Genomic DNA, 13,208 nt, shown 5'->3' with positions numbered 1-13,208 from the left:
GATCAGAAAACGAAATCGCTCGCGCTCAGATCGCTGACAGTGGTGTCGAGCAGATACAGCGCACCGTCCCCGTCGCTGATCTTGGTGCCCCAGGATTTCTGTTCGGCGCCCGCCATGAGCGTGTCGAAATCCTGCGCGGCGATCAGCGCGTCTGCAAGGTTGATGATGTCTTCTCCGACAGTGAAGTCCTTGACCCGAATGCCGGAATCGAGCGCGTCGTCGTTGACGAAGATCGTGTCTTCGCCCGTGCCGCCCCAGATCGTGGCCGCACCGCCAAAGATGAAGAAGGAATCGTCACCTGCTCCGCCCACAAGGTAATTGCGGCTGACATCGACGTGGAAGAAGTCGTTGCCGTCGCCGCCAAACAGCTTGTTCACATCCGTGTCGGCATCGGCATAGGCCCCGGCGTTCAGATAGTCATGCCCGTCACCGCCGCGCAGCGTATTGCTGCCCATATTGGCGTAGATTTCGTCGTTTCCGGCGCCGCCATGCATCCAGTCATCGCCTTCGCCGCCGTAAATCGCATCATCGCCGCCATTGCCGACGATAACGTCATTATCCGTGTATTCGATCCCCTCATAGGTCGTCAGACCGCCGATCAGGATGTCGTTATACTCGCCACCAAAGATACGGTCATCGCCCGCATCCCCGATGATCGTGCCTGCGCCATCATCGATGAACTTGATCGTGTCGTTGCCGAAGCCGCCTTCGATCGTTTGCACTTCGTAGATCTCAAACAGGGAATCGCCGACCTGCGCGCCGTGATTGCCCGAGGCGCTGATCCAGTCGTCCCCATCGCCGGAAAAGACATAATCCGCGCCATCGCCCAGCTTGAGGATATTCGCTTCCGACCCGCCCAGAACAAGGCGGGAGGAATGCGCAGGCGTATCGGAATAGTAATCTGCCGCCGCTTCGATCACTGGCAGGTCGTCGGCTTCGAAGACGGTGCCGATTTCGATCGCTGCAGCCGATCCCATCGCGGAGATCAGCGCGCTCAGCCCTTCGGAGCCGTCGCCAAGCGCAGAGAAATCGCCGCCGATAATCAGAATCTCGCCGCTTTCACCATCTCCGCGCACATATTCCAGTACCTCCAGCATATCGCCGCCGGGCAGGGTGACTTCATAGGCATAGATGCGTTCATCCGTGGAAGAGGCGATGAGGAAGGCAGCTTCCGTTCCGCCATCAATTCCGGTCAGTGCGATCTGTGGCAGGCCAAAAGCGTTCTGCGTGCCGCCTGTAGACGCAGATATCTCGAACCCGGAGAACAGCGGGTCATCCCCGCCGCGCAGAATGTCACCCAAATATTCGTAGGATCCATCTGCAGTCACAGTAAAGCTGTAGCCGGACAACGATTTGATGGACATTATCAACTCCTGAATACTCGCAACGGGCGTTCTGCCCAGGGCCATCAGGGTTCAACTATTGGTTACACCTTTGTCAGAAATACGGCGAAAAATTGTAACGATTTCGACTTTCGGTTGAGGTGGGCGGCGGGACGTGGCGCCAGCCTTACTTCCAGCCCGCCTCTGCCAGTGCCGCGCGATACCCGCTTGAGACCCGCATCCGCCCGCCCAATCCGGCCTGCTGCAATGCCATGTGCAGACGGGGCAGCCGCCAGCAGGGCACATGCATCACCATATGGTGTTCCAAGTGGAAATTCACCCAATATGGGGCGATGAAGAGCCGCTCTAGCGGGTTGGCGAAGGTCGTTCTGACGTTTTGCAACGGGTTCTGCGATTTCTCTGTCGCGCCATGTTCGGCAATATTGCGGATGCGCAGGACCAGTTGGAACCACGTCAGATGCGGCAGAAACCAGAAGGCGAGGCCGTACCACCATTCTCCCAGCAGCCCCATCAGGACGATAATTCCCAGGAAAACCGGGGCCGATTTCCACAATTGTGGCGCTTTGAACGCCTGTGCCGCGTCCTGACGGGCCGAATCGATGGCGTCATGATCGCCCGCCAACCGGATGGAGAGTGCGATCTGCCCCACCAGTTGCTTGAAGCCGGTCCGCCCGGTCAGGTCGCGCAGGAATTTGCGTTTCAGGCTGGCTTTCGTCGTCGGGAATTTCTCGCTTAGCACCAGATCGGGGTCTTTATCCGTCTGCGTGTGTCGGTGATGGGTCAGGTGGTAATGGCGATAGGCGGGCAGCTCTGCCAGGATTGGCCGGCCACACAGCCATTCGCCGCAAAATTCGTTCAACCACCGCGTCTTGAACAGCGCGTTATGCGCGGCCTCGTGCATCAGGATGGCCAGCCCAAGTTGCCGCGAGCCGATCACCATCACCGCCAGAGCGAAGGTGAGAATGTTGGACCACAGCGCGAATCCAAGCACAGCCAGTGCGATCACGCCCCAGCAATGGATCACGAGCCACGCCCCCATCAGGTCGGAACGCGCGGCCAGCACCCGTATCTGATCGCTATCCAGGTAGGCTTTTCCCGGTGTCATGCTGCATCCTCCTCGGGTGCAGAGTATCCGGGCTTGCCTGCCCCTACGTCAATAATGACGCTACGAAGCGGGGTCTGCGTGCCAGTCGAAGAAATTGGGACCGGCTCGTTCCAGCAGGGTGCGGGCCAGCTCGGTTCCCATCATCAAGCCGTCCTCGGCGGGGCCGGAAATCGCATCGGCAATGGCTTCGGACCCATCGGGGCGCAGAACCTCTCCACGCAGGTGCAGGGTGGTGCCTTCCAGCGTGGCCAGCCCGGCAATCGGAGTCTCGCACGAGCCGTCCAGCGTAAAGAGAAAGGCCCGTTCCGCCGCAAGACGCTGCCCGGTGGCATGGTCATGAATCGCATCGAGCAACGCGGCGGTGTTGTTGTCATCCAGCCGCCGTTCGATCCCGATGGCACCCTGTGCGATGGCGGGCAGCATATCTTCGGGCGCAATCGGCGTGGCCGGAACTTGGGTCATCTTCAACCGGTTAAGACCCGCGCAGGCAAGGAATGTCGCTTCTGCCAGACCGTCCCCCAGCTTGCGCAGCCGCGTTTGCACATTGCCACGAAACTCCACGATGTTCAGATCGGGGCGGCGGTTCAAAAGCTGCGCGCGCCGCCGCAGGGAAGACGTGCCAACGGTCGCGCCCGTTTCCAGTTCCGCGATCCCGCCCAGCCGCGGCGATACGAAAGCATCACGCACATCTTCGCGCGGCAGATAGGTCGCCAGCAACAGCCCCTCTGGCTGCGTGGTGGGCATGTCCTTCATCGAATGCACCGCAATGTCGATCTTGCCTGACAGCAGATCCTCTTCGATCTCGCGGGTGAACAGCCCCTTGTTGCCGATCTCTTTGAGCGGTTTGTCGGCCTCGACCATGCTGCGGTCATCGCCGGACACCTTGATGACGACGATCTCGAAGCAGTCTTCCTCCAACCCGAAGGCCGTGGCCAGCCGGTCCCGCGTCTCATAGGCCTGCGCAAGGGCCAGCGGCGAGCCGCGCGTCCCGATCTTCAATGTTTCGCCAGCGGTGGGAAGGCGCAGGTCCATGAAATTCCCTTCTGTGTGGGGCAGCGACGGATGGCCGCTGGATAGATGATCGTTCCCGGTTTAAACAACACGGCGGGCGAAATGAAATACGGAAATCTCACGATGAGCCAGACCAAGACAATCCTACGAGCCCTCGCGGGAGAGACGTTGCCAGTACCGCCCATCTGGATGATGCGGCAAGCGGGGCGCTATTTGCCCGAATATCGCGCCACGCGGGCGCAGGCCGGGGACTTCCTGTCGCTTTGCTATAACCCTGAATTGGCGGCGGAAGTCACGCTGCAACCGATCCGGCGCTATGGTTTCGATGCGGCGATTCTGTTCGCCGATATTCTGCTGCTGCCTCAGGCCCTTGGCGCGGATCTGTGGTTCGTGACAGGGGAGGGGCCGCGTTTGTCGACCATTACCGATATGGCCGGGGTCGAGGCGCTCAAACCCGTCGAGGACATTCACGAGACGCTGAATCCGATTTACGAAACCGTGCGTATCCTGTCGCAGGAACTGCCCTCCGACACCACCCTGATCGGGTTTGCCGGTGCGCCATGGACCGTTGCGACCTATATGATCGCCGGGCGCGGCACCAAGGATCAGGGCCCGGCACATTTCTTCAAGGATGGCGACCGCGCGGCGTTCAAGCTGCTGATCGACCGGATTACCGAAGGCACCATTGCCTATCTGGGCAAGCAGATCGACGCGGGCGCAGAGGTGGTGAAGATATTCGACAGCTGGGCCGGATCGCTCAAAGGGCAGGATTTCGAAGATTTCGCCGTCGAACCGTGCCGCCAGATCACACAGGCGCTGAAGGCGAAATACCCGCATATCCCGGTGATCGGCTTCCCGCGCGAAGCGGGCGACGGCTATATCGGCTTCGCCAAGAAAACCGGGGTCGATTGCGTTGCGCTGGATAACTCGGTCTCGGCCGACTGGGCGGCAGAGCATGTGCAAGTCGATGGCTGCGTGCAGGGCAATCTTGCCTCGTCACATATGGTGACCGGCGGCCAAGCCCTTGTGGACGAGGCCCGCGCTATCGTGAAATCCTTTTCCAAAGGGCCGCATATCTTCAATCTTGGCCACGGGATTACACCAGACGCCGATCCAGACAACGTGCAACTGATGATCGACGCGGTGCGGGGCGGCTGACGGGCGACGGGGGCGGACTGCGCCCTACGACCGTTTCGGCCGCACAATTTCAGCGCGCTTCGTAACGAGTCTAAAAAGGAGGGGAGAAGTGGTAGCGTGAGGCGGACTTGAACCGCCGACCCCAGCATTATGAGTGCTGTGCTCTAACCAACTGAGCTATCACGCCACGTCTCTGGTACGGCGTGAGGCAATAGCCTTGCCGAGCGGGCCTGTCAAACGCTTTTGCGGTGAAAAAACGCGGCGCGCCAAAACAATTTTTAACCTGCGCCCGTGGCCGCGAATTGGCAACACCTTGCTGTTTCTTCGCGCAAGAGTCGCAAGAATGCTACACAATCGGATGTTAACTCCCTAAAAGCATGTGAAGGCGTACGCGAACGAGGGGCAGAACGACGTGACGCAGAAAGTGGCCGTAGCAGGCCTGGCAATGGCAAGCATCATGACGGTGCCGCTTTGGGCGGAAGTCGGGTCACTTCCCGTTTCGAAGCCGAAAGGGGCGAACGCGTCCTATTCGACATACGGTACGCCAGGTTTGATCGATATGCCCACAGCGCTGTCCTTCCCCGATGCGGAGCTGGGCACGACGGTTTTCAACTTCGGCAACACGACGCGCACCACGATTGCGTTTCAGTTGACACCGCGCCTGACGACTTCCTTCCGCTATTCGGCGCTCAAGGGGCTGGGCGATCCGAGTGTGCGCGAAACGCTTTATGACCGTTCGTTCGATCTGCATTACCGGCTGGTGGATGAAACTGACTTCCGCCCGGCCATCGCCATCGGGCTGCGCGACTTCATCGGCACGGGCGTCTATTCGTCGGAATATGTCGTCGCGTCCAAGTCGCTCGGCGCCGGCATCACGGTGACAGGCGGCGTCGGTTGGGGGCGGCTTGGCGGGCTTTCGGGCTATAACAGCCGGGTCGACACGTTCGACCGCCTTGGCGGGCAGCTGGAGGCAGGGAACTGGTTCCGCGGCAATGCCGAGCTGTTCGGTGGTATCGCATGGCAGGCGACCGACAAGTTGCAGTTCAAGCTGGAATATTCGCCGGACGAGTATGCCAAGGAAGTCGGCCGCGACATCCATGACATCGATAGCCCGGTCAACTTCGGCCTCGACTACCGGTTCAATGAAGCGGTGTCGGTGCAAGCGTTCTACATGTACGGCACGACCTTTGGTGCGTCGCTCAACCTGATCAACAACCCCAAACGCTCTGTGGCCCCAAGTAATCTTCAGGGCGCGCCGTTCCCCGTGCGTGTCCGTGCGCCGGGGGCAGGCCGTGATCTTGGCTGGACCGTAGACAATCAGCAGGTCGCGGTTCGCCGTGATGCGCTGGGCAAGCTGATGGAGAATGAGGGGCTGGCGGTCGAGCGGCTTGATCTGCAACCTCGCTCGGTCGAAATCCATATCCGCAATGACCGCTATTCCTATGGCGCCGAAGCGGTTGGTCGGACCGCCCGTGTACTGTCGCAGGTGATGCCGGATTCGGTTGAGACCTTCACCATCGTTCCGGTCGTGCGCGGCGTGCCCGCATCTGCCGTGACGCTGCAACGCCGCGATGTCGAGCGGTTCGAACATGCGGCTGACGGGTCCGAACGCATGTTGGAACGGGCGCAGATCACAGACGCTTCGACGCGCAAGCCTGCTCGGTTCGACGACACGCTCTATCCGAAATTCACCTGGGGGCTCGGCCCCTTTGCGCAGGCCAGCTATTTCGACCCGGATGATCCGATCCGCATCGGCGTGGGGCTGGAGCTGAGTGCGAACTACGATCTCGCGCCGGGCCTGTCGCTATCAGGCTCGCTGCGCCAGCGCCTTGCCGGGGATATCGGAGATTCCGACCGCCCGTCGGATTCGGTTATCCAGAAGGTGCGCTCTGAATCGAATATCTATGACCGCGAGGGCGAAACGGCGCTGCGGACGCTGACGCTCGACTACTACTTCAAGCCGGGCAGCGATTTGTATGGCCGCGTTTCCGCAGGCTATCTGGAATCGCAATATGGCGGCCTTTCGGCAGAAGTCCTGTGGAAGCCGGTGCAAAGCGATTTCGCCATCGGGGCAGAGATCAACTACGTCAAGCAGCGCGACTACGATCAGGGCTTTGGCTTCCGTGATTACGAGGTCGCGACTGGCCATGTCTCTGGTTACTGGGACGTGGGCGGGGGTTATCACGCGCAGGTCGATGCAGGGCGCTACCTTGCAGGCGACTGGGGCGCGACCGTGGCGTTGGACCGCGAATTCCGCAACGGCTGGCGGGTCGGCGCATATGCGACGCTGACCGATGTGTCCTTCGACGATTTCGGCGAAGGGTCTTTTGACAAGGGGCTGCGCATCACCGTGCCGCTGTCGCCGCTGATCGGCAAAGAAACCCGCAAGAAATTCACGACCGAGATTCAGCCGCTGACCCGCGATGGCGGCGCGCGGCTTGAAGTAGACGGGCGTCTTTATGAAACCGTCCGCGAATACCACGGTAGCGATCTTGAAGGCGGCTGGGGGAGGTTCTGGCGATGAACAGAATACTGTCTTTTGCGGCCATGGCCGGTCTGCTGGTTCTGTCGGCTTGCGGAACTGCATCCGATAGCGCGTTCCTGCGCATTGCGAATACGCTCAAGCAATCGACCATGCCGGGGCAACAACCCAGCCTTGAGGCCCAGCGCGCCGCCGTGATCCAAACGGTGCGCAATGCTGGCCAAAGCGATCCGGTCCTGATGATCGAACTGCCGGCAAACAACGCGGTCGCGTCGACGATCATCGGCGGTCGCAACGGGGGCGCGGTAACGTGGCTTGATGCGACTGGCGTGTCGGTAACGACCCGGAATGGCGTCGTGATCGCCACACGTGGCCTTGGGTATGACCTGATGGCTTCTGACATGCGGGGCACGATATCGGCGCTGTCCGGGCGCACGGCGTCCTACGGGCGGCTGCATCGCTATCTGGATGCAGAGGGCGTCTTGAACAGCGTGACCTTTTCCTGCCAGCCCAGCCGCAACGGCGCCACATTGACAGAGCGCTGCACCTCTGGCCGCGACAGCTTCGTCAATACCTACCAGCTGAACGGCAGCACGGTTGTACGCTCGCGCCAGTGGATCGGGCCGGTCGTCGGCTATGCCGATCTGGTGCGCCTGCAATAACCCGCTGAAATGCCTGCGGCATTCTGGCGTGACAGGGTTAGTTATCCCCTATAACAATACAGTGGGAGGAGCGAGTCACACGGGCGTTCTCTCCGCCGCGCGCGCCGCATTAGGGATGTGGACACTTGCGGTCGGAGCCAGCCAACTGCCCCGGAACGGCAGGGTGTGATACGTGCCTGAAGCAGTGGGATCGCGACCGGTCCTGCTGCCGGTCAGATATATGGGGAGGAACCAATGACCAACCGGAGAACACTTCTGGGCCTTGTCGGCGCTGCCGCAATGTCGCTGAGCTTGCCAATCGCAGCCGCGGCGCAAGAGGTCACGCTGACGCTGCACCAATTCCTGCCAGCCCAAGCCAATGTGCCGAAACTGATTTTGGATGTCTGGGCCGACAATGTCGAAAAAGCGTCCGAGGGCCGGATCAAGATCGACCGTTATCCGTCCATGCAGCTTGGGGGCAAGCCGCCAGAACTAATGGACCAGGCGATTGACGGGATTGCGGATGTGGTCTGGACCGTGGTCGGCTACACGCCGGGCCGGTATCCTACGACAGAGGTGTTCGAACTGCCCTTCATGATGACCAATGCCCGCGCGGTGTCTCATGCCTATTGGGAAATGTTCGAAAAGCACATGAAGGATGACGAGTTCAAGGACGTCCACATCCTTGGCACATGGGTCCACGGGCCGGGCATGATCCATGTGAACAAGGAAGTGAAGATGCCCGGCGATATGGCAGGGCTGAAAGTGCGGGGCGGCTCGCGCTCTGTGAATACGCTGCTTGAAAAGCTGGGCGCGACGCCGGTGGGTATGCCGGTTCCGGCTGTGACCGAAGGCCTGTCCAAGGGTGTCATCGACGGCACGACCATTCCGTGGGAAGTGACACCATCGCTGAAGGTGCCGGAACTGGTGTCGAACCATACCGAATTCGACGGTGTGTCGCTGTATACGCTGACATTCGTGCTGGCGATGAACAAGGACCGCTATGAAAGCCTGCCCGATGATCTCAAGAAGGTGATCGACGACAATTCCGGTTTGGAATTTTCGGTCTTCGCCGGTGGCACGCAGGCCGATTCCGACGGTCCGGCGCGCCAGATCGCGGTCGACCGGGGCAACAATATCGTCACTGTGAGCGGCGAGGAAATCGAAGCGTGGAAAGCCGTGGCGGAACCGATCTATGAGGAATGGATCGCGGATATGGACGCGCGCGGCAAGGACGGTCAGGCGCTGGTGGACGAGGCGCGTATGCTGATCGAAAAATACACACCGCAATATCAGTAAACGCGGACCAACATGCCGGGCTGCCAATGTGCGGCCCGGCACCTTTTTCGGAACCTGGGGGGCTCATGCAACGTCTGGTGACAGGGCTGGCCCGGACCATTGCCTTGATGGGCGGTCTGGTGCTTTCGGCGATCATTCTTCTGACCTGCCTGTCCATCGCGGGCCGCACGCTTGGCCTGGGTGAGATCAAGGGCAGCTATGAAATCCTTGAGGCCGGTGTCGCGTTCTCGATCTTCAGCTTCTTTCCGATCTGTCAGTTGCACGGCGGGCACGCGACGGTGGATGTGTTCACCTCCGGGCTTGGCGCACGTGCGCTGGCGTGGCTGCGCGCCTTCTGGGAGGTGGTTCTTGCGGCGGTGATCGTCTTTATCACCTGGCGGCTCTTCGGCGGCGTCGAACGCTATTATGGCAATGGGGAAACAACGCTTTTCCTGCAATTTCCGGTCTGGTGGGGCTATGCCGCCAGCTTTGTCGCGGCGGTCATCGCCAGCATTGTCGCCTTGTACTGCGCCGGGGCGCGCGTCGCCGCTGCCCTGACCGGTCGCCACTTCCTTCCCGCAGAGGTCTAAGCCACATGCAACGGCCCGCCCCATCTGCGGCACTTGTGCGGCACAGCAGCCCATGACAGCGAGTTCCCTGATATGACAGCCATTCTTGATGCCCTCCCGTTCGCGGATATGTCGCGGATGGAGCTTGGCTACTGGTCCTTCGCGGTGCTGCTTGGGCTGATCTTCCTGCGCGCGCCGATCGGTCTGGCGATGATCCTTGTCGGTTTTGGCGGCTGGTACTACGCGCTGAATGGCAACCCGGTGCCGCTGCTGAACAAGCTGAAATCGGAAACCTATACGACGTTCTCCAGCTACTCGTTGTCGATCATTCCCATGTTCCTGCTGATGGGGCAGTTCGCGACGCTGTCGGGCATGTCCACTGCGCTGTTCCGCGCGGCAGAGAGCTTTCTGGGTCATCGCAAGGGCGGCGTGGCCATGGCCGCCGTCGGGGCCTGCGCCGGGTTCGGCGCGATCTGCGGATCTTCTTTGGCGACCGCGGCCACGATGGGGCGGACGGCGCTGCCCGAACTCAAGCGCTACGGCTATTCCGGCGGGTTTTCCACCGCGACACTGGCGGCGGGCGGCACGCTTGGCATCCTGATCCCGCCCTCGGTGATCCTGGTGCTTTATGCCCTGATCACCGAACAGAACATCGCCAAACTGTTCCTCGCCGCGTTCATACCCGGCATCATTGCGGCTATCGGCTATATGCTGACGATCCGTCTTTACGTCTACCTTTACCCGGAACGCGCAGGCGTGCGCGCACGGCAACCATGGTCGGAACGTTGGCGCGCCTTGGGCGAGACATGGCCGGTACTGGTGATCTTTGGTCTGGTCGTCGGCGGTATTTATGCCGGGTTTTTCACGCCGACCGAAGGCGCGGCGGTCGGGGCCTTTGGCACTGGCATCGCTGCGCTGCTGGGCGGACAGCTTAACTGGCAAGTTCTGAAAGACAGCCTGTTCGGCACCGCGAAAACCACCGCCATGATCTTCTTCATCGTGCTGGGGGCGGGGTTCTACAACTCCTTCCTCGCGCTGTCGGGCGTGCCGCAGGCGATGGCGGAATATGTCGTCACTCAGGGATTCTCCCCTTGGTTCGTTCTGGCCGTGATCCTGTTCTTCTACCTGGTCTTCGGCTGCGTGATGGACAGCTTGAGCATGGTCCTGCTGACCGTGCCGATCTTCTTCCCGATGATGATAGAGGTCAATGGCGGCGAATATATCACGCCGGAGCTGGCCGCCTTCGGCATGTCCCCCGAACATCTGGCGATCTGGTTCGGTATCCTCGTGCTGATCGTGGTGGAAGTCGGTCTGATCACCCCGCCTGTCGGGCTGAACCTGTTCATCATCAACGCGATGGACCGGTCGACCCCGATGGTGGAAACCTACAAAGCGGTGATCTTCTTTGTGGCCTCCGACATCACACGGGTCATTCTGCTGGTGCTGTTCCCGATCATCACCCTGTTCCCGCTGCTATTGCTGCCGGGGTGATCGATGACGGTTGGCCGCTACGAAATGCAATCTCCGGGAACCGTGTCCGATGAACGGTTGCGGGGTTTGACCGGCTATAACCTGAAGCGCGCCTTTCACACCGTGCAATCCGACCTCACCGAAACTCTGGCGCCCTTCAAGCTGCGGATGCTCACCTTTGCGGCGCTGGTGCTGGTCGAGGACAACGCGGGTCTTCGCCCCTCACATCTGGCTGACGCGCTTGCCGTGGAACGCGCAAACCTTGTGGCAATCATCGACGAACTGGCAAAAAACGGGTGGATCGAACGGCGTCCAAACCCAAAGGATCGCCGCGCGCATGCCCTGTTCGTGACAGAGGTCGGATCGGCTCAATGCGCCCGCGCCTTCGACGCTGTGCGGCAGCATGATGCGCGCGTTCACGCCGGGTTGAGCCGGGCAGAGCAGACCACTCTTGTCTCACTGCTCTGTCGGATCGAACGCGCCGGGAAATCCGGGCGCTAAGAATGGGCGATAATCCGGCAACTTAACCGGCAACGGGCCTGCGATCTTCGGCGCCCCCAAGACAGGCTTGACGGCCAATTTGCTTCCTGTTGAGGATGGCCGCATGGGGTCCGAACTTCGGATGCTCCCTGAACCACGCGCTGCTCTGGCCGCGCGCCTCTAGCACCATGGGAACCGGGCGGTGATGCATGTCTGACATCTGGAAATGGACAGCCACGGAAACCGCGGCCCGCGTCGCGTCCGGGGATGTCACGGCATTGGAAGTGGCAGAGGCGACACTGGCGCGCATCGCCGAGGTCGAACCCGCGCTCAACGCCTTGTCAGAGGTGACAGAGGCCATCGCGCTGGAAGCGGCGGATGCGGTCGATACCGCCTATGCAAATGGCGAAGCGCTGGGGCCATTGGCCGGTGTGCCAATCACGACCAAGAACAACGTGGACCAATCCGGCACGCTGAACACGGGCGGCATGGCCGCTGCCAAGGACAATCGCTGCGCGCAAGACAGCCCGATGGTCGCCAACCTCAAACGGGCCGGGGCGGTGGTGGTCGGGCGGACGAACGTGCCCGCCTTTTCCTTCCGCTGGTTCACCGATACGGACCTGCACGGGCGCACCTATAATCCACATGGGCGCACGCTTTCGCCCGGGGGGTCGTCAGGCGGGGCAGGGGTCGCGGTGGCGACCGGTATGGGGCCGATTGCGCATGGCAATGACATCGGTGGTTCCATCCGCTTTCCCGCCTACGCCAATGGCGTCGTCGGCCTGCGCGCCACGGTTGGCCGCGTGCCCACGGGCAACCCGTCGGGCGACGGGCGGCGCGCCATATCTTCGCAGTTGATCACGGCGGATGGTCCCCTGGCGCGCAGCGTCGCGGACCTCCGGCTGGGGCTGAACGCCATGTCCGGCCCGGACCCGCGCGATCCGCAACATGTGCCGATGCCAGCGGTCGGGCACGGCGCTGTGCCCGCGCATATCGGCCTGGTCCGTGGATCGGGCTTGGGCACGCCTGCTGCCGAAACCGTGGACGCGCTGGAACGTGCGGCCCATGCGCTGGAGGCCGCCGGAAGCAGCGTCGAAGAGATTACCATGCCGCGTTTCGAAGATGCTTTCGACATTTGGCTGAAGCTCGTCTTGCACGCCACATATCACCATTACGGGGAGGCCATCCGCACCTGCGGGGATCGCGCGTTGATTCACAAGATCGAGATGGCGCGCCAGATCTTGCCGGAGATTTCGGGCGGTGAGGCACTGGACCTTTGGACCGAACGCTTGCAGATCATGCGCGACTGGTCGCTGGTCTTCGACCGGTTCCCCGTCGTCCTGATGCCGGTCAGCTACCGGCACGGGCTGGAGATCGACGCCGATCAGGGGGATGCGGCATCGCTGGAACAATTGTTTCACGATCAGTCACCACTGCTGGCGACGGCGCTTCTGGGGCATCCGGGCCTGTCGGTTCCGACCGGCCTGGCCGCCGATGGTAAGCCGACCGGTGTGCAGCTTGCTGCGCGGTGGTGGGATGAGGCAACGCTGCTTGCCGCAGGACAGGTCATCGAGGACGCGATGCCGGCGGTTCATCCGATCGATCCGCGTCAATAGTCCCCTCGTTTCGCGATGCATCGCGGCGCGGCACCAAGGGCGCAAAGAAAAAGGGCCACGCTTGGCGTGGCCCTTT

11 protein-coding genes and 1 tRNA gene are annotated in these 13,208 nt (G+C 61.4%); 8 read left to right on the top strand and 4 right to left on the bottom strand.

Annotation, left to right across the window (positions count from 1 at the left end; all coding sequences use genetic code 11):
- Window positions 1-2 precede the first annotated feature (2 nt).
- The 3 genes from E4Z66_RS14875 to hemC form a co-directional block, all read right to left on the bottom strand.
- Window positions 3-1,364, bottom strand: a complete 1,362-nt coding sequence (locus tag E4Z66_RS14875; RefSeq protein WP_168797811.1) for a calcium-binding protein — start codon at window positions 1,362-1,364, stop codon at window positions 3-5.
- 145 nt (window positions 1,365-1,509) lie between these two features.
- Window positions 1,510-2,448: a fatty acid desaturase family protein gene (locus tag E4Z66_RS14870; RefSeq protein WP_136463840.1), complete on the bottom strand. Its 939-nt coding sequence runs from the start codon at window positions 2,446-2,448 to the stop codon at window positions 1,510-1,512.
- 60 nt (window positions 2,449-2,508) lie between these two features.
- A complete protein-coding gene (hemC, locus tag E4Z66_RS14865) occupies window positions 2,509-3,480 on the bottom strand; it encodes a hydroxymethylbilane synthase (RefSeq protein WP_136463839.1) in 972 nt (323 codons plus the stop codon).
- A gap of 102 nt (window positions 3,481-3,582) precedes the next feature.
- On the opposite strand from hemC, the gene hemE reads away from it, so the two are divergent.
- Entirely contained in the window at window positions 3,583-4,617 is a 1,035-nt protein-coding gene (gene hemE / locus E4Z66_RS14860) for a uroporphyrinogen decarboxylase (protein WP_136463838.1), read from the top strand.
- Window positions 4,618-4,706: 89 nt separating this feature from the next.
- On the opposite strand, the gene E4Z66_RS14855 is transcribed toward hemE, so the two are convergent.
- Window positions 4,707-4,783 (bottom strand) — tRNA-Met (locus tag E4Z66_RS14855).
- 192 nt (window positions 4,784-4,975) lie between these two features.
- Here E4Z66_RS14855 and E4Z66_RS14850 point away from each other — a divergent pair.
- The 7 genes from E4Z66_RS14850 (at window position 4,976) to E4Z66_RS14820 (ending at window position 13,132) form a co-directional block, all read left to right on the top strand.
- Complete coding sequence (locus E4Z66_RS14850; protein ID WP_136463837.1) at window positions 4,976-7,120, top strand: YjbH domain-containing protein; 2,145 nt, start codon at window positions 4,976-4,978, stop codon at window positions 7,118-7,120.
- The gene (locus E4Z66_RS14845) at window positions 7,117-7,740 is read left to right on the top strand and encodes a YjbF family lipoprotein (RefSeq protein ID WP_136463836.1); all 624 of its coding nucleotides are present in this window, start codon (window positions 7,117-7,119) and stop codon (window positions 7,738-7,740) included. Before E4Z66_RS14850 ends, E4Z66_RS14845 begins: the two co-directional genes overlap by 4 nt.
- 234 nt (window positions 7,741-7,974) lie before the next feature.
- Complete coding sequence (locus tag E4Z66_RS14840) at window positions 7,975-9,018, top strand: TRAP transporter substrate-binding protein (RefSeq protein ID WP_136463835.1); 1,044 nt, start codon at window positions 7,975-7,977, stop codon at window positions 9,016-9,018.
- A 65-nt stretch (window positions 9,019-9,083) separates the two neighbouring features.
- Window positions 9,084-9,587: a TRAP transporter small permease gene (locus tag E4Z66_RS14835; RefSeq protein WP_136463834.1), complete on the top strand. Its 504-nt coding sequence runs from the start codon at window positions 9,084-9,086 to the stop codon at window positions 9,585-9,587.
- A 108-nt stretch (window positions 9,588-9,695) separates the two neighbouring features.
- Window positions 9,696-11,057: a TRAP transporter large permease gene (locus E4Z66_RS14830; protein WP_136464176.1), complete on the top strand. Its 1,362-nt coding sequence runs from the start codon at window positions 9,696-9,698 to the stop codon at window positions 11,055-11,057.
- A gap of 3 nt (window positions 11,058-11,060) precedes the next feature.
- A complete protein-coding gene (locus E4Z66_RS14825) occupies window positions 11,061-11,537 on the top strand; it encodes a MarR family winged helix-turn-helix transcriptional regulator (RefSeq protein ID WP_136463833.1) in 477 nt (158 codons plus the stop codon).
- A 188-nt stretch (window positions 11,538-11,725) separates the two neighbouring features.
- On the top strand, window positions 11,726-13,132 hold the full coding sequence (locus E4Z66_RS14820) for an amidase (protein WP_136463832.1): 1,407 nt from the start codon (window positions 11,726-11,728) through the stop codon (window positions 13,130-13,132).
- Window positions 13,133-13,208 lie beyond the last annotated feature (76 nt).

The sequence above is a fragment of the Aliishimia ponticola genome, from assembly GCF_004803475.1.
Classification (GTDB): domain Bacteria; phylum Pseudomonadota; class Alphaproteobacteria; order Rhodobacterales; family Rhodobacteraceae; genus Aliishimia; species Aliishimia ponticola.
The sequence above is the reverse complement of the archived record's forward strand: the minus strand, read 5'-3'. Positions and strand labels throughout refer to the sequence as shown.

Coding starts and splice junctions, on each gene's coding strand:
- E4Z66_RS14835 (WP_136463834.1), top strand. CDS start 9,084: ATGCAACGTCTGGTGACAGGGCTGGCCCGGACCATTGCCTTGATGGGC.
- E4Z66_RS14830 (WP_136464176.1), top strand. CDS start 9,696: ATGTCGCGGATGGAGCTTGGCTACTGGTCCTTCGCGGTGCTGCTTGGG.
- E4Z66_RS14845 (WP_136463836.1), top strand. CDS start 7,117: ATGAACAGAATACTGTCTTTTGCGGCCATGGCCGGTCTGCTGGTTCTG.
- E4Z66_RS14820 (WP_136463832.1), top strand. CDS start 11,726: ATGTCTGACATCTGGAAATGGACAGCCACGGAAACCGCGGCCCGCGTC.
- E4Z66_RS14875 (WP_168797811.1), bottom strand. CDS start 1,364: ATGTCCATCAAATCGTTGTCCGGCTACAGCTTTACTGTGACTGCAGAT.
- hemC (WP_136463839.1), bottom strand. CDS start 3,480: ATGGACCTGCGCCTTCCCACCGCTGGCGAAACATTGAAGATCGGGACG.
- E4Z66_RS14840 (WP_136463835.1), top strand. CDS start 7,975: ATGACCAACCGGAGAACACTTCTGGGCCTTGTCGGCGCTGCCGCAATG.
- E4Z66_RS14870 (WP_136463840.1), bottom strand. CDS start 2,448: ATGACACCGGGAAAAGCCTACCTGGATAGCGATCAGATACGGGTGCTG.
- hemE (WP_136463838.1), top strand. CDS start 3,583: ATGAGCCAGACCAAGACAATCCTACGAGCCCTCGCGGGAGAGACGTTG.
- E4Z66_RS14825 (WP_136463833.1), top strand. CDS start 11,061: ATGACGGTTGGCCGCTACGAAATGCAATCTCCGGGAACCGTGTCCGAT.